The sequence below is a fragment of the Curtobacterium sp. C1 genome (genome assembly GCF_021049325.1).
Lineage (GTDB): Bacteria > Actinomycetota > Actinomycetes > Actinomycetales > Microbacteriaceae > Curtobacterium > Curtobacterium citreum.
Map to the genome: position 1 here is coordinate 1,800,332 of NZ_CP088076.1, position 24,039 is coordinate 1,824,370.

22 protein-coding genes are annotated in these 24,039 nt (G+C 71.5%); 11 read left to right on the top strand and 11 right to left on the bottom strand.

Annotated features, from left to right (window positions below; all coding sequences use genetic code 11):
• The first annotated feature begins 3 nt into the window (after nt 1-3).
• Genes LQK89_RS08770 through LQK89_RS08780 form a run of 3 tightly spaced genes read left to right on the top strand, consistent with a single transcriptional unit; the run spans nt 4 to nt 4,624 of the window.
• Nucleotides 4-1,185, top strand: coding sequence for an HpcH/HpaI aldolase/citrate lyase family protein (locus LQK89_RS08770; protein ID WP_231048891.1), 1,182 nt, complete (start codon nt 4-6; stop codon nt 1,183-1,185).
• Nucleotides 1,182-3,818 (top strand): phosphoribosyltransferase domain-containing protein, encoded by a 2,637-nt coding sequence (locus tag LQK89_RS08775; protein ID WP_231048892.1) that lies wholly within the window; start codon nt 1,182-1,184, stop codon nt 3,816-3,818. The genes LQK89_RS08770 and LQK89_RS08775 overlap by 4 nt, the downstream gene beginning before the upstream one ends.
• Complete coding sequence (locus LQK89_RS08780) at nt 3,815-4,624, top strand: HAD family hydrolase (protein WP_231048893.1); 810 nt, start codon at nt 3,815-3,817, stop codon at nt 4,622-4,624. Before LQK89_RS08775 ends, LQK89_RS08780 begins: the two co-directional genes overlap by 4 nt.
• 305 nt (nt 4,625-4,929) lie before the next feature.
• Here the strand turns inward: LQK89_RS08780 and LQK89_RS08785 are convergent, their stop codons facing one another.
• From LQK89_RS08785 to glgA, 3 genes are all read right to left on the bottom strand, one after another.
• The gene (locus LQK89_RS08785; RefSeq protein WP_058743381.1) at nt 4,930-5,178 is read right to left on the bottom strand and encodes a type B 50S ribosomal protein L31; all 249 of its coding nucleotides are present in this window, start codon (nt 5,176-5,178) and stop codon (nt 4,930-4,932) included.
• A 120-nt stretch (nt 5,179-5,298) separates the two neighbouring features.
• The gene (locus LQK89_RS08790) at nt 5,299-6,081 is read right to left on the bottom strand and encodes an ABC transporter ATP-binding protein (protein ID WP_231048894.1); all 783 of its coding nucleotides are present in this window, start codon (nt 6,079-6,081) and stop codon (nt 5,299-5,301) included.
• 10 nt (nt 6,082-6,091) lie between these two features.
• Nucleotides 6,092-7,291, bottom strand: coding sequence for a glycogen synthase (gene glgA / locus LQK89_RS08795; RefSeq protein WP_114849919.1), 1,200 nt, complete (start codon nt 7,289-7,291; stop codon nt 6,092-6,094).
• A 47-nt stretch (nt 7,292-7,338) separates the two neighbouring features.
• Here glgA and LQK89_RS08800 point away from each other — a divergent pair, with 47 nt between their 5' ends.
• Nucleotides 7,339-8,580 (top strand): glucose-1-phosphate adenylyltransferase, encoded by a 1,242-nt coding sequence (locus tag LQK89_RS08800; protein WP_058743384.1) that lies wholly within the window; start codon nt 7,339-7,341, stop codon nt 8,578-8,580.
• A gap of 93 nt (nt 8,581-8,673) precedes the next feature.
• Nucleotides 8,674-9,312, top strand: a complete 639-nt coding sequence (gene serB, locus LQK89_RS08805; protein ID WP_175325170.1) for a phosphoserine phosphatase SerB — start codon at nt 8,674-8,676, stop codon at nt 9,310-9,312.
• 18 nt (nt 9,313-9,330) lie between these two features.
• Here the strand turns inward: serB and fabG are convergent, their stop codons facing one another.
• A complete protein-coding gene (gene fabG / locus LQK89_RS08810; protein ID WP_231048895.1) occupies nt 9,331-10,044 on the bottom strand; it encodes a 3-oxoacyl-ACP reductase FabG in 714 nt (237 codons plus the stop codon).
• A 165-nt stretch (nt 10,045-10,209) separates the two neighbouring features.
• Between fabG and LQK89_RS08815 the strand changes: the two genes are divergently transcribed.
• From LQK89_RS08815 to LQK89_RS08825, 3 genes are read left to right on the top strand one after another with little or no spacing between them, the layout of a single operon-like run.
• Nucleotides 10,210-10,671, top strand: coding sequence for a DUF3099 domain-containing protein (locus tag LQK89_RS08815; protein ID WP_174777163.1), 462 nt, complete (start codon nt 10,210-10,212; stop codon nt 10,669-10,671).
• The gene (locus LQK89_RS08820) at nt 10,671-10,979 is read left to right on the top strand and encodes a hypothetical protein (RefSeq protein WP_373286835.1); all 309 of its coding nucleotides are present in this window, start codon (nt 10,671-10,673) and stop codon (nt 10,977-10,979) included. Before LQK89_RS08815 ends, LQK89_RS08820 begins: the two co-directional genes overlap by 1 nt.
• Nucleotides 10,976-11,974 carry an SURF1 family cytochrome oxidase biogenesis protein gene (locus tag LQK89_RS08825; protein ID WP_231048896.1) on the top strand — a complete coding sequence of 333 codons (999 nt, stop codon included), beginning with the start codon at nt 10,976-10,978 and terminating at the stop codon, nt 11,972-11,974. The genes LQK89_RS08820 and LQK89_RS08825 overlap by 4 nt, the downstream gene beginning before the upstream one ends.
• Nucleotides 11,975-11,986: 12 nt before the next feature.
• Here the strand turns inward: LQK89_RS08825 and LQK89_RS08830 are convergent, their stop codons facing one another.
• A complete protein-coding gene (locus LQK89_RS08830; protein ID WP_174777161.1) occupies nt 11,987-13,585 on the bottom strand; it encodes an ABC-F family ATP-binding cassette domain-containing protein in 1,599 nt (532 codons plus the stop codon).
• 115 nt (nt 13,586-13,700) lie between these two features.
• Here LQK89_RS08830 and LQK89_RS08835 point away from each other — a divergent pair, with 115 nt between their 5' ends.
• Nucleotides 13,701-14,300 (top strand): biotin transporter BioY, encoded by a 600-nt coding sequence (locus tag LQK89_RS08835; RefSeq protein WP_231048897.1) that lies wholly within the window; start codon nt 13,701-13,703, stop codon nt 14,298-14,300.
• 365 nt (nt 14,301-14,665) lie between these two features.
• On the opposite strand, the gene LQK89_RS08840 is transcribed toward LQK89_RS08835, so the two are convergent.
• The 5 genes from LQK89_RS08840 to sufB all read right to left on the bottom strand — a co-directional run bounded on the left by LQK89_RS08840 (nt 14,666) and on the right by sufB (nt 18,848).
• Nucleotides 14,666-14,995: a metal-sulfur cluster assembly factor gene (locus LQK89_RS08840; protein WP_022902786.1), complete on the bottom strand. Its 330-nt coding sequence runs from the start codon at nt 14,993-14,995 to the stop codon at nt 14,666-14,668.
• Nucleotides 14,995-15,762: a Fe-S cluster assembly ATPase SufC gene (gene sufC, locus LQK89_RS08845; RefSeq protein WP_174777159.1), complete on the bottom strand. Its 768-nt coding sequence runs from the start codon at nt 15,760-15,762 to the stop codon at nt 14,995-14,997. The genes LQK89_RS08840 and sufC overlap by 1 nt, the downstream gene beginning before the upstream one ends.
• 70 nt (nt 15,763-15,832) lie before the next feature.
• Entirely contained in the window at nt 15,833-16,159 is a 327-nt protein-coding gene (locus LQK89_RS08850) for a non-heme iron oxygenase ferredoxin subunit (RefSeq protein WP_213143203.1), read from the bottom strand.
• Nucleotides 16,159-17,430 carry a Fe-S cluster assembly protein SufD gene (gene sufD, locus LQK89_RS08855; RefSeq protein ID WP_231048898.1) on the bottom strand — a complete coding sequence of 424 codons (1,272 nt, stop codon included), beginning with the start codon at nt 17,428-17,430 and terminating at the stop codon, nt 16,159-16,161. The genes LQK89_RS08850 and sufD overlap by 1 nt, the downstream gene beginning before the upstream one ends.
• Nucleotides 17,430-18,848 (bottom strand): Fe-S cluster assembly protein SufB, encoded by a 1,419-nt coding sequence (gene sufB, locus LQK89_RS08860; RefSeq protein ID WP_175325176.1) that lies wholly within the window; start codon nt 18,846-18,848, stop codon nt 17,430-17,432. Before sufB ends, sufD begins: the two co-directional genes overlap by 1 nt.
• Before the next feature lie 266 nt (nt 18,849-19,114).
• On the opposite strand from sufB, the gene LQK89_RS08865 reads away from it, so the two are divergent.
• Nucleotides 19,115-20,101 carry a COX15/CtaA family protein gene (locus LQK89_RS08865; RefSeq protein ID WP_175325177.1) on the top strand — a complete coding sequence of 329 codons (987 nt, stop codon included), beginning with the start codon at nt 19,115-19,117 and terminating at the stop codon, nt 20,099-20,101.
• Between the two features lie 414 nt (nt 20,102-20,515).
• Here LQK89_RS08865 and LQK89_RS08870 read toward each other — a convergent pair whose 3' ends face one another.
• Nucleotides 20,516-21,448 carry a heme o synthase gene (locus tag LQK89_RS08870; protein WP_058742902.1) on the bottom strand — a complete coding sequence of 311 codons (933 nt, stop codon included), beginning with the start codon at nt 21,446-21,448 and terminating at the stop codon, nt 20,516-20,518.
• Nucleotides 21,449-21,843: 395 nt separating this feature from the next.
• Between LQK89_RS08870 and tkt the strand changes: the two genes are divergently transcribed.
• Entirely contained in the window at nt 21,844-23,937 is a 2,094-nt protein-coding gene (gene tkt / locus LQK89_RS08875; protein WP_058742903.1) for a transketolase, read from the top strand.
• The last annotated feature ends 102 nt before the right edge of the window (nt 23,938-24,039 follow it).

Here is a 24,039-nt window from a genome sequence, read left to right on the forward strand (position 1 = left end):
CCCGTGCGCCACTTCGCCGAGCTCGAACGGAGCGATCCGGACGGGCACCGGGCGTTCTTCCGGCAGCCGCCCGAGGACGTCACCCGGAGCAGCGACACGGCCCTCCGTGCGGTCGCCCTCGGCGCGACGCTGTACACACCGGGGATCCGTCCGGACCTGGTCCGTGACGTCCGCCGGCAGCGGGAGCTCGGGGCCGCCTCCATCGTGCTCTGCCTCGAGGACTCGGTCGCCGACGCGGACCTGCCCCGCGCCGAGGACAACGTCGACGCCGCGCTCCGCGAGCTCGCGCGGTCGGAGGACCCCGACACGCTCCCGCAGCTGTTCGTCCGCGTCCGTGACGCCGAGCACCTGGCGCGCTTCGCCGACCGGGTCGGACGAGAGGCGCTCGACGTCCTGACCGGCATCGTGCTGCCGAAGTTCGAGGCGCAGGACGGCGTCGGGGACCGCTGGTTCCGGGTCCTGGACGACTGCAACGCCGGGCGCCCGGACGACCACCGGCTCGTGGTGATGCCCATCCTGGAGTCGCCGTCGATCATCCACCGCGAGACCCGCACCGACGCCCTCACCGCGATCCGCGACGTGCTGGTCGACAGGCGGCGCGACGTCCTCGCGGTGCGCATCGGCGCGACCGACCTGTCGAGCGTCTACGGGCTCCGGCGGCCGTCGCACCTCACGGTGTACGACGTGCAGGTGCTGGCGTCCGTGATCGGCGAGGTCGTGAACGTCCTCGGTCGCTCGGGCGACGGGTTCGTGGTCGCCGGCCCGGTGTGGGAGCACTACCCCGACTCGGACCGGGTCTTCCGGACGCAGCTCCGCTCGACGCCGTTCGAGCAGGCGGGCGACCTCGCCCTCCGCCGGCAGCTGCTGCTCGAGGGCTTCGACGGGCTGCTGCGCGAGGTCACGCTCGACCGCGCGAACGGCCTGACCGGCAAGACGGTGATCCATCCCCGGCACGTGCCCCTCGTGCACGCGATGTCGGTCGTCAGCGACGAGGAGTTCTCCGACGCCGAGGACGTGCTCGCGAACACCTCGGGCGGCGCCGCGGCCTCGCGCTACGGCAACAAGATGAACGAGATGAAGCCCCACCACGAGTGGGCCGAGCGGACGCTGCTCCGGGCCCGTGCGTTCGGGGTGGCCGCACCCGACGTGACCTTCGTCGACCTGCTGGAACGGAGCCTGCCGTGACCCTGCCCACGCCCGCCGACCTCGGGGTCGTGCTCAGCGACGCGCCGAAGGACACCGACGCCCCCGACAGGACCGCAACCGTCCCGCTCGGCGAGCTCGTGCGCGTCGCCCTCCGACGGAACCCGAAGCGCGCGCACCTGCTCGTCTCGACCGTCCTCGCCAAGCACGTCCCCACGGTGCCGGCCGTGGCCCTCGCCGCCGGCGAGGTCCTGGGCGCCCGCGTCGCCGACGTCCTCGACGACGGACACCGGGTCGACGACGCGACGATCGGTCGCCTCACGGCCCTGCTGCCGACGGCCACCACGGATGGGGAACGGGACCGCGCCGACCGGCACCGCGCCGCGACCACGCTCCGCACCGACCTCGCCGTCCACCGCCCGGACCACCCGGACGTCCTCGTTCTCGGCTTCGCGGAGACCGCCACTGCCCTCGGCGCGATGGTCGCCGAGACCCTCGGCGCGCGGTCCCTCCACTCGACGCGGCACGACCCCGAGGGTGCCGTCGCCGCGGCGGGCTTCGACGAGGCCCACTCGCACGCGACCGCCCACCGACTGCTGCCGGAGGACCCGGACTGGCTCCCCGGCGACGGCACGGTCGTCCTCGTGGACGACGAGCTGAGCACGGGCGCGACCGCCCGAGCGACCATCCGCGCGCTCCACGCCCTCGCACCGCAGCGACGCTGGGTGGTGGCGACCCTGGTCGACCTCCGGACCCCGGCGGACGTCGCGGCCACCGACGCCCTCGGTGACGAGCTCGGCGCGCCCGTGACGGTCGTCGCGCTCGGGCGGGGCGCGGTCTCGCTGCCCGACGGCCTGCCGCAGGCGGCCGCCGACCTCATCGCGGCCCACGCCGTCGACCTCAGCCCCGGCGCCGTCAGCGCCGACAGCGCCAGCCACGTCGGGACAGGGAACGACCCGACGGACGCACCCCGTGCCTCCCGGCCGGCCGCCGAGGTGACCACCCTGCGGGCCGCACCGACCGCGACGGACCGCACCGGCGTCCCCGCGAGCCGCACCCGCCTGCCGCGCACCGACGTCGAGGGCACCGCCGCCGACCTCCGGTCCCTGCTCGGGGCCGCACCCGGACGCGTGCTCGTGCTCGGCGCCGAGGAACACATGCACACGCCGCTCGTCGTGGCGGACGCGCTCCGGCGCACCGGGCTGGACGTGACGTCCTCGACCACCACCCGCTCCCCCGTCGCCGTGCTCGACGACTCCGCGTGGCCGGTGCGGTCCGGGATCCGGTTCCGGTCGCGCGAACGGACCGTCGACGGTCCGGGTGAGCGGTACGCCTACAACGTCCGCGGCTTCGACGCGATCGTCGTGCTGCCCGAGCCGGGGACGGACCGCGCGCTGCTCGAGGGCGACGACGGCCTCCTCTCCGCCCTGGCCGCGGTGACGCCCCGGGTGGTCCTCGTCGAGTCGGCGCTCGACCGGTCCGGCGGCTCCCCCGCCGACACCGGGCCGCGTCCGCTGACCGGGCCGTCGTTCGGGTCGTACGAGCCCGACGACGTCACGTGGCTGCTGCAGGACCTGGCCGACGTCGCACTCGAGGCCGACACCGCCGACCGGGAGCGCGCGATCCAGCTCGAGGGCGCCAACTACGCCGAGTCGCTGCCCGTCGAGTACGTGCCGTCGCCCGCCTACGAGCGGCTCTACGAGGACGCGCTGCGCCGCTCGGCCGACCGCGTGGCCGAGGCGGTCGGCACCGTGACCGAGCTCGTCCTGCACGACCGGGAGCGTCCGGTGCTCGTGTCCCTCGCCCGGGCCGGGACCCCGATCGGGATCCTCGTCCGCCGCTGGGCTGCCCGGTACCACGGCGTGCTGCTCCCCCACGTCACGGCGAGCATCGTCCGCGGCGTCGGCATCGACGAGACCGCGCTCCGGTGGCTCGCCGCCCACCACGACCCCGACCAGGTCGTCTTCGTCGACGGCTGGACCGGCAAGGGCGCGATCACCCGGGAGCTCACGGCCGCGCTCGACCGGTTCGCGGAGACCGACGGAGTCCGGTTCCGGGACGACCTCGCCGTGCTGGCCGACCCGGCCGGGTGCACCCCGCTGCACGGCACCCGGGACGACTACCTCGTGCCGTCGGCGTGCCTCAACTCGACGGTGTCCGGCCTGGTCTCGCGCACGGTGTTCAACCGGTCGGTGACGCCGCTCGGCACGCTGCACGGTGCGAAGCAGTACCGGCACCTGGGCGACCGCGACCACTCGCGAGCGTTCGTGGCCGCGATCGAGGACCGGTTCGACGCCGTCCGCCCCCGGGTGATCGCCGCGCTGGCGACCGACGCGGCGCAGGCCCCCACCGCGGCCGCGGCCGCCGCCGACCGCGCGGTGGACTGGCGGGGCATGCGCACCGTCGAGGCGATCGGCGCCGAGTACGGCATCGAGGACCTGCACCTCGTCAAACCCGGTGTCGGCGAGACGACCCGCGTGCTGCTCCGCCGCGTCCCGTGGCAGGTGCTCGTCCGCGACCCCGAGGACGTCGACGTCGCACACGTCGTCGCCCTCGCTCGCGAACGCGGCGTGCCCGTCGTGACCCGGCCGGACCTGGCGTACAGCTGCGTGGGCCTCATCCACCCGCTCGGCAGCCGGGTCGTCGAGCAGCCCGTCACGGCGGCCACACCGTGAGCGCCGTCGTCGGGTTCGACCTCGACCGCACGCTCGTCTACTCCGCGGCCGCCCTGCTGCTCGAGGGCCCGGACGACCAGGCACCACCGCTCGTCGTCGCCGAGGTGTACCAGGGCGCGCCCCTGTCCTTCATGACCCGTCCCGCCGAGGACGCCCTCGCCGCCCTCGGCACACGCGCGACCGTGGTGCCGGTGACGACCCGGACCGTGGCGCAGTACCGGCGGATCCGCCTGCCCCTGCCCACGGACGGCTGGGCGGTCACCACGAACGGGGCCGTCATCCTGCACGGCGGCACGCCGGACGCCGACTGGGCGGAGTCCCTCCGGTCGGACATCGCGTCCTCGTCGGCGCCGCTCCCCGAGGCCGAGGAGCGCTTCCTGGGCCTCCTGCCCACCGGCGCCCTGCTCCGGAACCACCGCGCCGAGGAGCTGTTCGTCTACGCCGTCGTCGACCGCGCGGCGCTGCCCGACGCCGCGCTGCAGGACCTCGTCGCCGCGCTCGACCTGCTCGGGTGGGTCGTGTCGCTCCAGGGCCGCAAGCTGTACGCGGTGCCCCGGGCGATCCGGAAGGAACGTGCCCTCGCCGAGGTCGCCGCGCGTGTCGGCGCCACGACCACCGTCGCCGCGGGCGACTCGCTGCTCGACCGGGACATGCTCGCGTGGGCGGACGTCGCGCTCCGCCCGGCGCACGGCGAGCTCCACGCCGTCGGGTGGACCGCGCCGCACTGCACCGTGACGCACGCCGCGGGCGTGCGCGCCGGCGAGGAGATCGTGGCGCTGGCCGCGGCGGCGGTCGCACGCGCCTGACCGCGCCGACCGGGCCGAGCAGTCGGGACGCGCGCCGGCCGGGCCGCACCGCCTGCCGGCCCGCGTCCGCCACGCGGCCACCCACCGGCCTGGAGGCACGGCGCCACCCCGCCCCGCGCCTCCCGTCCGTCCTCACGCGCTGAGCGACAGCTCACGCGCTCGCGACCCCGTGACGTGTCGCTGGGCCCGAAACGTGCCCAGCCCTCCCGTCGCGCGCCCTCCCGTCGCGCGCCCGCAAGCGCCCGCCCGCACACGCAGAACGGGCGGCCCTCCCGGAGGAGGACCGCCCGTCAGGCGTTCGGGACCTACTTGCTGAAGCCCTTGAAGCGCTGGTTGAACTTCTCGACGCGACCGGCCGAGTCGAGGATGCGCTGCTTGCCCGTGTAGAACGGGTGCGACGCGGACGAGATCTCGACGTCGATGACCGGGTAGGTCGCACCGTCGAGCTCGATGGTCTTGTCGCTGGTCGCGGTCGAACGCGTCAGGAACGTCTCACCGGAGGCCAGGTCGCGGAAGACGATGGCGTTGTACTCGGGGTGGATGTCGGTCTTCATGGAGATTCCTCGGTTGGAGATGGTGGGAATGTGCGGGCACTCGAGTGAGCACCGCACGGGAAGTCTGCGGCGTGCGCCAGCCGTCCACGATACCAGAAGACGGGCCGGAACAGGAGCAGGTCAGGCCGCGCGTGCCGTCCAGCGGCCGGCGTCCTCGGTCACGGTGAGCGCGACGCCGAACGCCTCGGTCAGGGTGGCGTCGGTGAGCACCTCGTCGATCGCGCCGGAGGCCTGGACGTGGCCGTCCGCGAGCACCAGGGCGTGGGTGAAGCCCGCGGGGATCTCCTCGACGTGGTGCGTGACGACGACGATGGCGGGCGAGTCACTGCTCTGCGCGTAGCCGCCGAGCGTCCGGACCAGGCTCTCGCGGGCACCGAGGTCGAGCGACGCGGCCGGCTCGTCCAGGAACAGGACCTCGGGGTCGGTCATGACTGCACGGGCGATCTGCACGCGCTTCTGCTCGCCGTCGCTCAGCTCGCCGAAGGTGCGCTCGGTGAAGGCGCCGAGGCCCCACTCCTCGAGCACGCGCTGGGCGCGGCGGACGTCGAGCTCCTCGTACTCCTCGTTCCAGCGTCCCGTGACCGAGTACGCCGCGGTGAGCACGACGTCGACGACCTGCTCGGTCACCGGGATGCGCCGGGCGAGCGCGGTGGACGCGAAGCCGATGCGCGGACGGAGTTCGAAGAGGTCGGCGCCGCCCAGGTCGGTCCCGAGCACCTCGACGGACCCCGACGTGGGGAACGTCTGCGCGCCCGCGACCTGCAGCAGCGTGGTCTTGCCGGCACCGTTCGCGCCGAGCACCACCCAGCGTTCGTCGTCCTGCACCTCCCACGAGATCCCGTCGAGGATGGTGGCCCCGTTGCGGACCACGGAGACGTCTGACAAGCGCACGACCGAGGGCATGTGCTCCAGCCTACGGGTTCTGCGCGAGCACCTCGTCGTAGACCTGCCGTGTCCGGTGGGCGATCGCGTCCCACGTGAACTCGGACTCCACGCGGAGGCGTCCGGCGCGGCCCATGAGCTTCGCCAGGCCCTCGTCGGCGAGCACCTCGTCCAGGGTCGCGGCGAGGTCGGCGACGAAGCGGTCGGGGTCGTTCGGGGTGCCCGTGCCGTCCTGCGCCTGGTCGATGGGCACGATGCGCCCGGTCAGACCGTCCGCGACGACCTCGGGGATGCCGCCGGTCTTCGTGCCTACGACCGGGATGCCGCACGCCATCGCCTCGAGGTTCACGATGCCGAGCGGCTCGTAGATCGAGGGGCAGACGAACACGGTGCCGGACGACAGCACGTTCACGACCTCGCGGTGGGAGAGCATCCGGTCGATCCAGACCACGCCCTGCCGCGTCTCGCGGAGCGACTCGACGAGCCCGGTGACCTCGGCCATGATCTCGGGAGTGTCCGGGGCGCCGGCGCACAGCACGATCTGGACGTCCTCGGGGAGCGAGGCCACCGCGCGGAGCAGGTACGGCAGGCCCTTCTGCCGCGTGATCCGGCCGACGAACACCACGGAGCGCTTCGACGGGTCGATGCCGAGCGCGCGGACGGCGTCCTCGTCGACCGTCGGCTTCCACTCCTCGATGTCGATGCCGTTGTAGACCACCCGCACCTTCGCCGGGTCGATCGACGGGTACGAGCGCAGGATGTCGGCCCGCATGGCCTTCGACACGGCGATCACGCCGTCGGCGTTCTCGAACGCCTCGCGCTCCATCCAGCTCGAGAGCCGGTAGCCGCCGCCGAGCTGCTCGGCCTTCCACGGGCGGAGCGGCTCGAGGCTGTGGGCGGTGACCACGTGCGGGATGCCGTGGGTGAGCTGCGCGATCCGTCCGGCGGCGTTCGCGTACCAGGTGTGCGAGTGCACGAGGTCCGCACCGGCGACGTCGGCCGCGATCGCGACGTCCGTGCCGAGGGCCTGCAGCGCGCCGTTCGCCTGCTCCAGGCCGGCGGGCGTGCGGTACGCCCAGACATCGGTCTCGTCGCGGAAGGCCCCGAAGGCCCGCACGCGGACGTCCGTGTCCGTCCCCGACCGCAGCGCTGCGGTGAGTTCGGCAACGTGGACACCCGCTCCGCCGTAGACCTCCGGCGGATACTCCCTGGTCAGCAGATCGACTCGCACTGGTTCAACGTAACGGGTTCGCTGTCCGGACGCCTACTGTGAACCACATGGCACCAAAGAAGGTATTCGGCATCGTCCTCGCCGGTGGCGAGGGCAAGCGGCTCATGCCGCTCACCGCCGACCGCGCGAAGCCCGCAGTCCCGTTCGGCGGGAACTTCCGACTCATCGACTTCGCGCTCTCCAACCTGGTCAACTCCGGGTTGCAGAAGATCGTCGTCCTGACGCAGTACAAGTCGCACAGCCTCGACCGCCACGTCGCGGAGACCTGGCGCATGGAGGGGCTGCTCGGCTCGTACGTCGCCTCGGTGCCCGCGCAGCAGCGACTCGGCAAGCGCTGGTTCGCCGGGTCCGCCGACGCGATCCTGCAGTCGCTCAACCTGCTCCGCGACGAGCGCCCGGACATCGTCGTCGTGGTCGGTGCCGACCACGTCTACCGCATGGACTTCTCGCAGATGATCGAGGCCCACATCAATTCCGGCCGCAGTGCCACGGTCGCGGCGATCCGCCAGCCGATCGGCCTCGCCGACCAGTTCGGCGTGATCCAGGTCGACGAGGACGACCCGACCAAGATCGACGCGTTCCTCGAGAAGCCGAAGGACGCCGTCGGGCTGGCCGACTCCCCCGGCGAGATCCTGGCGTCGATGGGCAACTACGTCTTCAACGCCGACGCCCTCGTCGACGCGGTGCTCCGCGACGGGCAGATCGAGACGAGCAAGCACGACATGGGCGGCGACATCGTCCCGGACTTCGTGTCACGCGGCGACGCCGGTGTCTACGACCTGCAGCGCAACGACGTGCCCGGTTCGAACGAACGCGACCGGTACTACTGGCGCGACGTGGGGACGATCGACTCGTTCTTCGACGCGCACATGGACCTGATCGCGCCCGTCCCGGTCTTCAACCTGTACAACCAGGACTGGCCGATCTTCAACCAGCAGACGAACCTGCCCCCGGCGAAGTTCGTCCGCGACGGCAACGGCAACACCGGCTCCACGGTCGACTCGATCGTCTCGCTCGGTTGCCTGCTCTCGGGCGCGCAGGTCGAGCGCAGCGTCATCGGTCCCTGGTGCGGGATCGACTCCGGTGCGAAGGTCCTCGACTCGATCGTCTTCGAGCGTGCGTCCATCGGCGCCGGCGCGATCGTCAACCACGCGATCCTGGACAAGGACGTCGTCATCGCGCCCGGCGCGCAGGTCGGCGTGGACCGCGAGACCGACGAGGCCCGCGGCTTCACGGTGACGGAATCCGGGATCACGGTCGTCGGCAAGGGCGTCCGCGTCGAGGCGTAGCGGGTCACGTCGTCGACGTGGCACCACCGGCCTGGAGGCGCGGCTGACGTCACGGACGTCGGCCGCGACTCCGGCAGTCGGTACCGTTGGTCCGTGCCCCGCTTCCTCGTCGTCCTCGATGCCGATTCCACCCTCCTCGAGGACGAGGTCATCGAGCTCCTCGCCGACCACGCCGGGACCCGGCCACAGGTGCAGGCGGTGACGGAGCGCGCCATGCGCGGGGAGATCGACTTCGCCGCGAGCCTCCGGGAGCGGGTCGCGACCCTGGCGGGCCTCCCGGCCGACGTCTGCACGCGCGCGCAGCAGGCGGTCCGCGTGACGCGGGGCGCCGACGAGCTCGTCCGCGGCGTGCACGCCGCCGGCGGGACCGTGGGCGTCGTGTCCGGCGGGTTCCACGAGGTCCTCGACCCGTTCGCCGCACGGCTCGGGCTGGACCACTGCCGGGCCAACCGGCTCGAGGTCGTCGACGGGGTCCTGACCGGCCGGGTGTCCGGCGACGTCGTGGACGCGGCGGCGAAGGCCGAGACCCTGCGGGCGTGGGCCGCGGAGGACGACGTGCCCCTCTCGCGGACCGTGGCGGTCGGCGACGGTGCGAACGACCTCGTCATGCTCGGCGTCGCGGCGCTGGGCGTGGCGTTCGACGCGAAGCCGCTCGTGCGCGCGCAGGCGGACGTGGCGGTCGTGGACCGCGACCTGTCCGCCGTGCTCGCGACGCTGGGCCTGCGGGGCTGACCCGGCCCGCGGGACGGCCTAGTGGCCCATCCCGAGACCGCCGTCGACCGGGATGACCGCTCCGGAGACGTACCCGGCGCCGTCGCCGGCGAGGAACAGCGTGGCCGCCGCGACGTCCTCGACGGTGCCGTAGCGCGCCGCCGGGATCTGCTTCTTGAACTCGGCCTGCAGCTCCTCCGGGAGCGCGGCCGTCATGTCGGTCTGGATGAACCCGGGCGCGACGACGTTCGCGGTGATGCCGCGGGACCCGAGCTCGCGGGTGATCGACCGCGCCATGCCGACGAGCGCCGCCTTCGACGAGGCGTAGTTGACCTGGCCGACCTGGCCGTACGCACCGACGACGCTCGACATGAGGACGATGCGGCCGAACTTCGCCTTCATCATCCCCTTCGTGGCGCGCTTGACGACGCGGAAGGTGCCCGTCAGGTTGGTGTCGACGACGCTCGTGAAGTCCTCCTCGGACATGCGGAGCAGGAGCTGGTCGTTCGTGATCCCGGCGTTCGCGACGAGGACCTCGACCGGGCCGAGCTCGGCCTCGACCTGCGTGAACGCGGTGTCGACCGAGGCGGAGTCGGTGATGTCCGCGGCGACGGTGAGCGCGCCCTCGGGTCCGCCCGTGCCGCTCCGGGAGGTCACGGCGACGCGGTGGCCCTCGGCGACGAAGCGCTCCGCCAGCGCGTGGCCGATGCCGCGGTTGCCGCCGGTGATCAGGACGGTTCGGGGGGTGCTCATGGTCGCTCCGTTCGTGTGGTGGTACCGGGCGTCCGGTCGGTCGGACCCGCCGGACACGCCCGGACGAGCGTACCGGAGCCGGTACCCGCAGTTGTCCCCCGCGCGGCTGGCCCACTGTCGGTGGTGCGGGCTTAGGCTGGTCTCCGGGAAGAGGAAGAACACCGTATGAAGTCGCAGCGCACGAAGTCGCGTACCACCGCGATGCAGAGCATCACGACGCTCCCGGACTCCCCGGAGCTGGACCGGGCGCACCGCCTGTCCAAGTACGTCTGGCAGATGGCGTTCCGCGTGGTGTGCTTCGTCGGCGCGGTCCTCATCTGGTCCGCGTGGCACACGTGGCTCGCGGTCATCCCGATCGTCGCCGCGGCCGTCATCCCCTGGGTCGCCGTGATCCTGGCGAACGCCGGCAGCCAGGCCGAGAGCGACATCGTGACGCCCGCCGGCGCCATCGAGCTCTACGACGCCGTCGACCCCCGCCTCCGCGAGCAGCAGGAGGACGCCCGGGCCGAGGCCTACCGCGCCGAGCAGGAGCGCCTGCGCGAACAGGCGCAGCACGCGCAGGAAGAATGGCAGCGGAACGGCGACCGTTCCCGCGTCTGGACCGCGCGGCCGAAGGCCCGGCGCTGATGGGGGCGACCTTCGACCTGTTCACCGAGCCGGGCTCGACGCCGGTGTGCTCGCGGGCCGGCTGCAGTGAGACCGCCGAGTGGCGCATCAACTGGCGGAACCCGCGCATCCACGCCACCGACCGGGTGAAGATCTGGGCCGCGTGCGACGAGCACTGCGACTTCCTCGCCGACTACCTCCGTTCGCGGTCCTTCCCGGTGCGGGTGACGGGCATGCAGGAAGAGGTCGAGCGGCTCGAGGACGTCCGGACGCGTGAGGACGCGCCGAAGAACGACGTCGGGGTGCGCTCCACCGGCACCGGACGATGACCGACCAGTTCGACCCGAGCAGCCGGTACGGCCGGAAGCACGCTGCCAAGCTGCAGCGTCAAGCGGAGCGCAGCCGTGCAGGCTCGTCCGGCAACACTCTTCCCGACGGCGTGGCTGCCGACAGCACCGCTGTCGACGGGCCGACCGTCGGCTGGCGGTTCGTCCGCAGCCGTCGGTGGCTCGGCTACTTCGCGATCGCCGTCGCGTTCGCGATCGTCTGCACCCTGTTCGGCATGTGGCAGTGGGACCGGCGGAACGAGGCGGTCCGGCAGAACGAGCAGATCGCCGCGAACTACGACCACACCCCCGTCCCCCTGACCGAAGCACTCCCGCGCGCGGGCAGCTGGGACGACGGCGACACCTGGCTCCGGGTGCAGGTCACGGGCCGGTACGACGTCGACGAGCAGCTCCTCGTCCGCAACCGCGTGCACAACGGGCAGCCCGGGTTCGAGGTTCTGACGCCGCTCGTCACCGCCGACGGCCGCGCCTTCGTGGTCGACCGGGGGTGGGTGCCGACCGGCAACCGGCAGGACGCCCCGGATCACGTCCCCGCTCCCCCGAGCGGCGAGGTCACCGTGACCGCACGGCTGCAGCAGAGCGAACCGCGCATCCCCGGCCGGTCGGACCCGTCCCACACCGACCAGGTGCAGTCGGTCACGCTGCCCGACGTCGCCGACAAGGTGGACGTGCCGATCTGGACCGGTGCGTACGGGCAGCTCGCGTCCGAGTCCCCCGCGCCGACCCAGGCGGCCCCGCTCGGCTGGGACCGGCCGTCCGCCGACACCGGGCTGCACCTCAGCTACTTCATCCAGTGGTTCCTGTTCGCCGCCGGTGGCTTCGGCTTCCTGGCGTACGTGATGGTGCAGGAGTACCGGAACCTCAACCAGGACGACCCCGACGAGCGTGAGCGCGCGCTCGAGCGGCAGCGGCGGAAGGACGCCAAGCCGAAGTCCGACGACGAGGTCGAGGACCAGCTGCTCGGCGTCGGCCGCTGACGCCCGACGGTCCTACGCCAGCTCGATGAGCTCCGCGTAGTCCTTGTTCCAGTGGTCCTCGGTGCCGTCCGGCAGCAGCAGGACCCGCTCGGGGTTCAGCGCCTCGACCGCACCGGCGTCGTGCGACACCAGGACGACGGCACCCTCGTACCCGGCCAGCGCACCGAGGATCTCCTCGCGGGACGCCGGGTCGAGATTGTTCGTGGGCTCGTCGAGCAGCAGCACGTTCGCGCCGGACACGACGATCATCGCGAGCGACAGGCGGGTCTTCTCGCCACCGGACAGGACCCCGGCCTTCTTGTAGCCGTCGTCGCCGGTGAACAGGAACGAGCCGAGCACGCGTCGGGCCTCGGTCTCGGTCAGGTTCGGCGACGCCGACACCATGTTCTCGATCACCGTGCGGTTCACGTCGATGTTCTCGTGCTCCTGGGCGTAGTACCCGATGCGCAGGCCGTGACCGGGCAGGATCTCCCCCGTGTCCGGCTGGTCCGCGCCGGCCAGGATGCGCAGCAGCGTCGTCTTGCCCGCGCCGTTGAAGCCGAGGATGACGACCCGCGAGCCGCGGTCGATCGCCAGGTCGAGGCCGGCGAAGATCTCGAGCGAGCCGTACGACTTCGAGAGCCCCTCGGCCATGAGCGGCGTCCTTCCGCAGGCGGCGGGCGTCGGGAAACGGAGCTTCGCCACGCGGTCGACGGCGCGCTCGTCCTCGAGCCCGGCCAGGAGCTTCTCGGCACGGGCGACCATCTGGTGCGCCGCCGCGGCCTTCGTGGCCTTCGCACCGAACCGGGCGGCCTGGTCCTTGAGCGTCGCGGCCTTCTTCTCGGCGTTCGCACGCTCCTTGCGGCGTCGCTCCTCGTCGGCGGCGCGCTGCCGCTGGTAGAGCTTCCACCCCATGTTGTAGACGTCGATGCACTGCCGGTTGGCGTCGAGGTAGAAGACGCGGTTGACGACCTCGTCGACGAGCTCGACGTCGTGCGAGATCACGATGACGCCGCCCGGGTAGGTCTTCAGGTGCTCGCGGAGCCAGACGATCGAGTCCGCGTCGAGGTGGTTCGTCGGCTCGTCGAGGATCATCGTGTCCGCGTCCGAGAACAGGATGCGGGCGAGCTCGATGCGGCGGCGCTGACCACCGGAGAGCGTCTTGAGCGGCTGGTCGAGGATGCGGTCCGGCAGCTTGAGGTTCGACGCGATCGACGCCGCCTCGGCCTCGGCCGCGTACCCGCCGAGGGCGTTGAACTGGTCGTCGAGCCGGCTGTAGCGACGCATGGCCTTGTCGGCGACGTCCGGGTCCTCGCTCGCCATGTCGAGCGTCGCCTGGCGGATGCCCTCCACGAGCTCGCCGAGGCCGCGGGCGTCGAGGATGCGCTTCCGGGCGGTGTCCTCGGGGTTGCCGGAACGGGGGTCCTGCGGCAGGTAGCCGATCTCGCCGGAGCGGTCGATCTTGCCGCCGGTGGGCTGCGTCTCCCCCGCGAGGGCCTTGGTCATCGTGGTCTTGCCCGCGCCGTTCCGGCCGACGAGACCGATCTTGTCGCCCTTCTCGACGCGGAAGGACACGTCCTGCATGAGGAGGCGGGCCCCGACGCGGATCTCGAGTTCGTGCACGGCAAGCACAGAGGACGTCCAATCAGTTGGTGGATGTGCACAACGGTGTGTGCGGGAGGTGCACCGCTACGCTGACGGGACCGATGGTCCCGAACGGGACCAGCAGTCCATTCTAGGAGAATCCATGACGAACGCCACCGGGTTCGCTCGCCGCGCAGTCCTCGCCGACAGCCTCCGCACGCACGGCCTCGCCACGAACGTCGCCCTCGTGGCCGGCGGTGCCCTGTTCACCGCCGCGATGGCGCAGGTCCAGGTCCCGATGTGGCCGGTGCCGATCACCGGGCAGACGCTCGCGGTCGTCCTGGTCGGCGCGACCCTCGGCGCCCGTCGCGGCATGCTCTCGCTGCTCGCCTACGCCGTCGCCGGGCTCGCCGGTGCGCCGTTCTTCGCCGAGGCCACGGGCGGGCTCGCCGCGCTGGCCTCGCCGAGCTTCGGCTACGTGATCGGCTTCATCCCCGCTGCCGGCGTGATCGGCTGGCTCGCGCGTCGCGACTGGGACCGCAAGGTCGGCCGCGCCACCGTCGCGATGCTCCTCGCGAGCGCGATCCCCTTCGTCACCGGTCTGCCGTGGCTCGCGGTCGTCCTCGGCCAGCTCGGCGCGCCGAACGACCTGCAGTCGGTGCTGGCCGCCGGCCTGTACCCGTTCATCGTCGGCGGTGTCGCCAAGGCCCTGATCGCCGCGGGCGTGCTGCCCCTGGCGTGGAAGCTGGTCGGCCGCGGCTGACCTCCGGCTCCTCCACACGCAGCAGGGCCCCGCACCGGACGGTGCGGGGCCCTGCTGCGTAGACGGGTCGGAAGACGCTCACGCGCGTCAGCACGCTCTCTCGTCGGAGTGACCGCCTCGGCGAGCGGGCACGACAGGCCGCGAGCGCATCGCCGGACGGGCACATCCGGTCGGCCGGGGGCGCCGAACGGGCCAGATGTGGCCCATTCGACGGGACGGGCCCACACGCGCGCGGCGCCCGGACGACGGAGGGAGGCACGGTGCCAGCTGGCACCGTGCCTCCCTCGCAGGCTCGGTCGGCGCACCCCGCGCAACGCTTCGCGTCGCCGTTGAGCGGGGCGCGCCCGTCCTGCAGGTGGTCGCGACTAGATCGAGAAGCCGAGCGCGCGCATCATCTCGCGCCCGTCGTCGGTGATCCGCTCCGGGCCCCACGGCGGCATCCACACCCAGTTGATGCGGAACGCGTCGACGATGCCGTCGAGCGCGTTGGCCGTGTCACCCTCGATGACGTCGGTCAGCGGGCAGCCCGCGCTCGTCAGCGTCATGCTGATCACGAGCGCGTTCGCCTCGTCGTCCATGGCGAGGTCGTAGATCAGGCCGAGGTCGACGATGTTCACGCCGAGCTCCGGGTCCTGGACCTCCTTGAGGCCCTCGACGACCTCGTCGAACTTCTCCGGGGAGAGTGCGGTGATCATCAGTTGCCCGCCGCAGCTGCCTGGACGTAGCGGTCGTAGCCCTCGTTCTCGAGGCGCTCGGCGAGCTCGGGGCCGCCCTGCTCCGCGACCTTGCCCGCGACGAAGACGTGCACGAAGTCCGGCTTGATGTAGCGGAGGATGCGCGTGTAGTGCGTGATGAGCAGCACGCCGAGGCCGGTCGCGGCCTTCGCGCGGTTGACGCCCTCCGACACGATCTTCAGCGCGTCGACGTCGAGGCCGGAGTCGGTCTCGTCGAGCACGGCGAACTTCGGCTTGAGGAGCTCGAGCTGCATGATCTCGTGGCGCTTCTTCTCGCCGCCGGAGAAGCCCTCATTGACGTTGCGCTCGGCGAACGAGCTGTCCATCTTGAGGTCGGCCATCGACTGGCGCAGGTCCTTGACCCAGCCGCGCAGGGCCGGGGCCTCGCCGTCGATCGCGGTCTTGGCGGTGCGGAGGAAGTTCGACACCGTGACGCCCGGGATCTCGACCGGGTACTGCATCGCGAGGAACATGCCGGCGCGGGCGCGCTCGTCGACGCTCATCGACAGGACGTCCTCGCCGTCGAGGGTGATCGAGCCGCCCGTGACGTCGTAGCGCGGGTGCCCGGCGATCGTGTACGCCAGGGTCGACTTGCCGGAGCCGTTCGGCCCCATGATCGCGTGGATCTCGCCCTCGTTGATGGTGAGGTCGACACCCTTCAGGATCTCCTTGGTGCCCTGGTCGGTGTCGATCGAGACCTGCAGGTCGCGGATTTCCAGAGTGGACATTGCGTGTGTTCCTTCGGTTGCAGCTGGGGTGCGGCGTCAGCCGCGCGGGAAGAGTGGGAGGAGCCGCGGCTCAGTCGACGGGCACGGGGTCGTGGACGTCGACGTACACGTCGCCGTCCCGGACCTCGACCCGGAAGACCGGGACGGGCTCGTAGGCCGGGAAGTTCTGCGGCTTGCCCGTCGCGAGCGAGAACCGGGAGCCGTGCGCCCAGCACTCGAGCGTGTCGCCCTCGACGAAGCCCTCGGCCAGGGAGATGTCCCCGTGCGTGCAGGTGTCACCGATCGCGTGCACGGTGCCTGCGGAGTCCTTCACGATCGCGACGGCCGTTCCGTCGACGACGACCCGCATCGGGCTGTCGACGGCGATCTCCGACTCGGCGCAGACCTTCTCGGCCATCAGGCGTCTGCCTGCTCGTCGGCGGGCGCTGCCACCGCGGTGCGGCCCTCGGCGAGCTCCTGCTCCACCGCGGCGATCAGGCGCTCCTCGAGCTCGGGCGCGCCGATCTTCTGGAGGACCTCCACCAGGAAGCCGAGGACGACGAGGCGACGGGCCTCTTCCTCGGGGATGCCGCGGGCCTGCAGGTAGAACAGCTGCTCGTCGTCGAACCGACCGGTGGCGCTGGCGTGGCCGGCACCCTCGATGTTGCCGGTCTCGATCTCGAGGTTCGGGATGCTGTCCGCGCGCGTGCCGTCGGTGAGCACGAGGTTGCGGTTCTGCTCGTACGAGTCGGTGCCGTCGCCGGCGCGGCCGATGAGCACGTCGCCGATCCAGACCGTGTGCGCACCCTCGCCCTGCAGCGCGCCCTTGTAGTTGACCCGGCCGCGCGTGTTCGGCGCGTCGTGGTTCACGTACACCTGCTGCTCGATGTACTGCCCGGCGTCGGCGAAGTACACGCCGTACATCTCGGTGTCCGCGCCCTGCGCGCCGAGGTGCGTGGACGGGTTGACCCGGACGACGTCGCCGCCGAGCGAGACCACGACGTGCTTGAGGAAGGCGTCCCGCCCGACCTCGGCGAACTGCGTCGACACGTGCACCGCATCGTCGTCCCAGTCCTGCAGGCTGACGACGGTCAGGCGCGCACCGTCACGGACGACGATCTCGACGTTCTCGCTGAGCAGCGCCGACCCACGGTTGTCGATGACGACGATGCCCTGCGCGTGTTGCTCGGCCGTGATCACCGTGTGCGCCGCACGGGCCTGGGTGCCGAAGTCCGACCGGGTGATCGAGATCGACTCGTGCGCCTCGGTCGCCTTGACGGTGACCTTGAGCACGGCGTCGCGCGCGGTCCACGCGGCGGCCGCGGCACGGTCCTCGGGCAGACCCGCGGTCCCGACGGCCGGGTCGTCGCTGCGACCCCACTCGACGTCGGCGCCCTCGGTCTGACGGGCGAGGAACGGGTACGCGGAGCCGTCGAGTCCGCCGTCGAGCAGCGGCTGGAGCTTGGCGATCGGCGCGAACTTCCAGTTGACCTCGCGGCCGGTGACCGGGGCGAACGCGTCGAGGTCACCCGACTGCGGACGCTCCGAACGGGTCTGGACGGGGACCTTCTTGGCGGCGTCCGGGGCGTCCCAGCCGCCGTCCGAGTGGGCCTTCGCACCGTGCTGCTCCGAGCCGGGTGCGAGGGCGACCGGCTGGTCGATGCGGGGGGTGGGCGTGGAGCTGCTCACTAGCCGACGGATCCTTCCATGCTCATCTCGATGAGCTTGTTGAGTTCGAGCGCGTACTCCATCGGGAGCTCGCGGGCGATCGGCTCGATGAAGCCGCGGACGATCATCGCCATCGCCTCGTCCTCGGGCATGCCGCGGGACATCAGGTAGAAGAGCTGCTCCTCGCTGACGCGGGAGACCGTGGCCTCGTGCCCGAGCTGCACGTCGTCGACGCGGATGTCGATGGCCGGGTAGGTGTCGCTCCGGCTGACGGTGTCGACGAGGAGCGCGTCACAGCGCACGGTGTTCGCCGCGTGGTGGGCTGCCGGGTCCACCCGGACCTCGCCGCGGTAGCCCGCTCGACCGCCGCCACGGGCGATCGACTTCGAGACGATCGACGACGTCGTGTACGGCGCCATGTGGATCATCTTCGCGCCGGCGTCCTGGTGCTGCCCGGGACCCGCGAAGGCCACCGACAGGGTCTCGCCCTTGGCGTGCTCGCCCGCGAGGTAGATCGACGGGTACTTCATCGTGACCTTGGAGCCGATGTTGCCGTCGATCCACTCCATCGTGGCGCCCTCGTGCGCGATCGCACGCTTGGTGACGAGGTTGTAGACGTTGCTCGACCAGTTCTGGATGGTCGTGTACCGGACGCGGGCGTTCTTCTTGACGATGATCTCGACCACGGCGGAGTGCAGCGAGTCCGACTTGTAGATCGGCGCGGTGCAGCCCTCGATGTAGTGGACGTAGGAGTCCTCGTCCGCGATGATCAGCGTCCGCTCGAACTGCCCCATGTTCTCGGTGTTGATCCGGAAGTAGGCCTGCAGCGGGATCTCGACGTGCACGCCCTTCGGGACGTAGACGAACGAGCCGCCGGACCACACCGCCGTGTTGAGCGCGGCGAACTTGTTGTCGCCGGCCGGGATCACGGAGCCGAAGTACTCCTCGAAGAACTCCGGGTGCTCGCGGAGCGCCGTGTCGGTGTCCATGAAGATGACGCCCTGCTGCTCCAGGTCCTCGCGGATCTGGTGGTAGACGACCTCGGACTCGTACTGCGCGGCGACGCCGGCGACCAGGCGCTGGCGCTCGGCCTCGGGGATGCCCAGGCGCTCGTACGTGTTGCGGATGTCCTCGGGCAGCTCTTCCCAGGTCTGGGCCTGCTTCTCCGTGGACTTGACGAAGTACTTGATGTTGTCGAAGTCGATGTCCGACAGGTCGGCACCCCACGAGGGCATCGGCTTGCGGTCGAAGAGCGTCAGGGCCTTGAGGCGCAGCTTCTGCATCCACTCGGGCTCGCCCTTGCGGCTGGAGATGTCGGTGACGACCTCCTCGGAGAGGCCGCGGCGCGCGGACGCACCGGCGGTGTCGGAGTCGGACCAGCCGAACTCGTATTGGCCGAGCCCTTCGAGCTCGGGACGGTCGATGAGCACGTCGGACATGGTCTCCTCGTTTCCTTCTCGCACGGCAGCGTCTCCGGGTGAACCCGTGGCGTCCGGACGCCATTCCACCGCAGACCTCCGACACGCTCGTCACGTGCAGGTCGGCCACGCTGTTGCTGCCTCGCAACGACAATGGTTCCACGCAGTCGTCCGACCGATCCGCGATCACGGCCCATTCGGAGCCGGCGCCTGCCTAGACTTGACTGCTGCTGAACCCTCGAATCCTACAGGTTCGCCGCACCGAACAACAGGAAGGCACCACCCTCGTGACTCGCGTCGGACCCACCGTCGAGCAGAGCGTCGCACCGGACGGCGGCACCGGGCGGTGGTGGTCCCTCCCCCGGGCGGTCGACCGCCGCGTGATCTGGCTGGCCTGGGCCTCCTTCGTCGTCGAGGTGGTGCTCATCGGCACCGGCGGGCTCGTGCGCCTGACCGCCTCCGGCCTCGGTTGCCCCACGTGGCCGAAGTGCACCGCCGAGTCGCTCGTGTCGACGCCCGAGATGGGCATCCACGGCGTCATCGAGTTCGGGAACCGGCTCCTCACGTTCGTGCTCGTCGTCGTCGCCATCGCCGCGTTCCTGGCGGTCGTCCGGATGCGGCGCACCCGTCCGGAGCTGTTCTGGCTCGCGTTCGCACAGGGTGTGGCCATCCCGGTCCAGGCCGTGATCGGCGGCCTCAGCGTCCTGACGAACCTCAACCCCTTCGTCGTCGGCCTGCACTTCGTCGTCTCCGCGACCCTCGTGGCGATCACCGCGACGATGGTCTACCGCGCAGTGAAGGGCCCGCGTACCGCCGACCGACTCGTCCCGGGCTGGTACCGCGGTGTCGTCAGCGGCACCGTCGCGGCGGTCGCCGTGACCGTGCTCGTCGGGATCCTGACCACCGGTTCCGGCCCGCACGCCGGCGCGGACGAGGCCGTGGACGGCGGCCGACTGCACCGCACCGGGTTCGACCCCGCCCTCATGGAGCACCTGCACGCGATCCCGGCCTACGCCCTGTTCGCCCTGACGCTCGTGCTCGTCGTCGGCGCGGTCCGCCTGCGCCTGCCGAGCACCTGGGCGCTCCTGCTCCTCGTGGTCGAGTTCGTCCAGATCGCGGTCGGCCTCACCCAGGCACGAACGGGGCTGCCGGTCGGCCTCGTCGGGACGCACATGGTCCTCGCCGGACTCCTGGTCGGAGCGGTGACCGTCGTGGTCCTGTCGACGCGGGGCACCGCCGGACGCCAGGCCGCGCGGGAGCCCCTGAGCGCCTGAGCCGACCCACCACCGGAACCCCGCGGGCCCTCGGTCCGCGGGGTTCCGTCGTCCCGGGCGCGTCGCGGCTGCGTCGCGGCTGCCGGATGACCGGGGCCGCCTCCGCGCCGACCGACGAAGTCTCCACGTCCGCGGTCGGACGACGGCAGCGGTGACGCTTGCCAGCGACGAACGACCGTCGCGCCGCACTTCCTGCGCGTACCGCCGGTCCGGCGCGCCCACCCACCGACCTGGAGGCACGGCGTCGGCCCGCCCCGTGCCTCCAGTCCGTCGCCGCGCGCCGCCGACGCGAGACGCCCCCGAACGCACGAGACGCCGCCGGAACCGGCGGCGTCTCGTGCAGAAGAGGGCGTCTCGTGCACAGGAGGGCGTCTCGCGGAACGCGACACCCGCGCCCGTCCCGGCCGCCCGGCGCTACAGCGAGAAGGTGAAGACCTGCGGCAGCAGCGGGTCGATGCCCACCGCGATGAACAGCAGCGTCAGGTAGGTGATCGAGCTGTGGAAGACGCGCATCGGCTGCACGTGCTCGACGTGCTGGATCGCTCGCGAGTACAGGCGGTGCGACTCGACGACGAACCAGATGCCCCCGGCCAGCGCGACGACCGTGTAGAGCGGCCCCATGCCGGCGACCGGGATCAGCAGCAGCGAGCAGACGAGCGTCGCCCACGCGTACAGCACGACCTGCAAGCCGACGACCGTGCGGCCCCGGACCACAGCGAGCATCGGCACGGCGGCCGCGTCGTAGTCGTCGCGGTACTTCATCGACAGCGGCCAGTAGTGCGGCGGCGTCCAGAGGAAGATCACCATGAAGAGGATGATCGGCGTCCACGTCAGCGAGCCGGTCACCCCGGCCCAGCCGATGAGCACCGGCATGCAACCGGCGGACCCGCCCCAGACGATGTTCTGCGGCGTGCGGCGCTTGAGCCACAGCGTGTAGACGCAGACGTAGATGAGGATCGCGACGACGCTGAGGGCGGCCGCGAGCCAGTTCACGAGGAAGCCGAGGACCGCCGTCGACAGCACGGCGAGCACCCACGAGAACACGAGCGCTTCGCGGTCCGACAGCTCGCCGGTGACGAGCGGACGGGAGCTCGTGCGCTTCATCAGCCGGTCGATGTCGCGGTCGATGTAGCAGTTGAAGGCCGACGCGGACCCGGCGGACATCGCCCCGCCGAGCATCGTCCAGAACACGAGCCACAGGTCGGGGACGCCACGCTCGGCCAGGAACATCGTCGGCGCGGTCGTGACGAGCAGGAGCTCCATGACGCGCGGCTTGGTCAGCGAGACGTACGCACGGACCTTGCGGGACAGCGTCGAGCGGGGTCGATCGGTGTCGGGCCGGGTCACGGTGGCAGTCGGCAAGGGAACCTCAGTCTGTTCGCGTCAGCTCGCACACTCGGTGGACGGCTCCGTCGTCGTCGGGGCGTGCGTCGACCCGGAATGCACACGGGTCCTGCTTAGTTTAGGCCATCACGGCGCCGCGATGATGCCCCGCCCCGCCGGACCTCCAGAGCCACTGCAGCGCACCGACACGGTGGCCGTGTCACCTGGACACCTTCTGAGTGCGTGGTCACTATGCTGGAGGGGCCTCCCGTAGTGCGTGCCCCGAAGACGTCGGCCGTACCGAGCCGGTCGGCCGCCGTTCGGACGGCAGCACGACACCCGGCCCCGGGACGGCGATCATGTCCGTGCGATGGCACGAGCCCTCGCACATGTCGCAACAACGAAGGGTCAACATCCAAGTGGCTGAATTCACCTGGGACGCCATCGACAAGAAGGCCGTCGACACGGCGCGCGTCCTCGCCGCCGACTCGGTCGAGGCCGCCGGCAACGGTCACCCCGGCACCGCGATGAGCCTCGCGCCCGTCGCCCACCTGCTCTTCCAGAAGGTGATGCGTCGCGACCCCAGCGACTCCACCTGGATCGGCCGCGACCGCTTCATCCTGTCGGCGGGCCACGCCTCGATCCTGCAGTACGTGCAGTTCTACCTGCACGGCTACGGCCTCGAGCTCGAGGACCTGCAGCACCTGCGCAAGTGGGGCTCCAAGACCCCGGGTCACCCGGAGTACGGCCACACCGACGGCGTCGAGATCACCACCGGCCCGCTCGGCCAGGGTCTCGCCTCGGCCGTGGGCTTCGGCTACGCGCAGCGCTTCGAGCGCGGCCTGTTCGACCCGGAGACCGCCGACGGCGAGTCGCCGTTCGACCACTTCACCTACGTGATCGCCGGTGACGGTGACATGCAGGAGGGCGTCACGAACGAGGCCGCGAGCCTCGCCGGCCGCCAGCAGCTCGGTCGCCTGGTCGTCTTCTACGACTCGAACCAGATCTCGATCGAGGACGACACCGACATCGCGTTCTCCGAGGACGTCGCCGCCCGCTACGAGTCGCTCGGCTGGCACGTCCAGCACGTCGACTGGAAGAAGACCGGCGAGTACTCCGAGGACGTCGAGGAGCTCTACCGCGCCGTCGAGGCCGCCAAGGCCGAGACGACCAAGCCGTCGCTCATCGTCCTCAAGACGATCATCGGTTGGCCGTCGCCGACCAAGCAGAACTCCGGCAAGATCCACGGCTCCGCCCTGGGTGGCGAGGAGCTGAAGGGCCTCAAGGAGGTCCTCGGCTTCGACCCCGAGCAGACCTTCCACGTCGACCCCGAGGTCCTCGAGTACACCCGCGGCGCCGTCGCCAAGGGCCAGGCCGAGCACGCCGAGTGGACCAAGACCTTCGACGCGTGGGCCGCGGCCAACCCGGAGAAGAAGGCGATGCTCGACCGCATCAACGCCGGCGAGCTCCCCGAGGGCCTCGAGGAGGCCCTGCCGGTCTTCTCCACCGAGAAGGACGTCTCGACCCGCGCCGCCTCCGGCAAGGTCATCAACGCCATCGCGCCGCTCATGCCCGAGTTCTGGGGCGGTTCGGCGGACCTCGCCGAGTCGAACCTCACCACGATCGAGGGCGCGAAGTCCTTCGGTCCGGCCGAGGCGAGCACGAAGACCTGGAGCACCGACCCGTACGGCCGCGTGCTGCACTTCGGCATCCGCGAGCACGCGATGGGCTCGATCCTGTCCGGCATCGTCCTGCACGGGAACACCCGCCCCTTCGGCGGCACCTTCCTGATCTTCAGCGACTACATGCGTCCGGCGGTCCGTCTCGCCGCGCTCATGGGCGCACCGGCGATCTACGTCTGGACGCACGACTCCATCGCCCTCGGCGAGGACGGCCCGACGCACCAGCCGATCGAGCAGCTCACCGCCCTCCGTGCGATCCCTGGTCTCGACGTCGTCCGCCCGGCCGACGCGAACGAGGTCTCCTACGCCTGGCTCGAGATGCTCAAGCACAAGGACCGCCCGGCCGGCATCGCGCTGAGCCGTCAGAACCTCCCCGTGTTCGAGCGCGGTGAGGGCGAGGCCTCCGGCGACACCTTCGCCTCGGCGAAGAACGTCGGCAAGGGTGCGTACGTCCTGGCCGAGGCGCCGAACGGCACCCCGGACGTGATCCTCATCGCGACCGGCTCCGAGGTCCAGATCGCCCTCGACGCGCGCGAGCAGCTCAAGGGCGAGGGCATCAACGCCCGCGTCGTGAGCGCGCCGTCCCTCGAGTGGTTCTTCGAGCAGTCGGAGAACTACCGCGAGCAGGTCCTGCCGAAGGCCGTCACCGCGCGCGTCTCGGTCGAGGCCGGCATCGCGATGAGCTGGCGGGACATCGTCGGCGACAAGGGCCGCAGCGTCTCGATCGAGCACTTCGGTGCGTCGGCCGACTACCAGCGGCTCTTCGCGGAGTTCGGCTTCACGACGGAGCACGTCGTGGCCGCCGCCAAGGAATCGATCGCAGCTTCCTGACCCTCCAGGGCCGGGTCCGGTACGCCGGATCCGGCCCTGCTGCCGGGAGGCTCGTGGCGGGTCCCGCCCCGCGCCTCCCGGCCCACAGTCCACGGCCTCCGG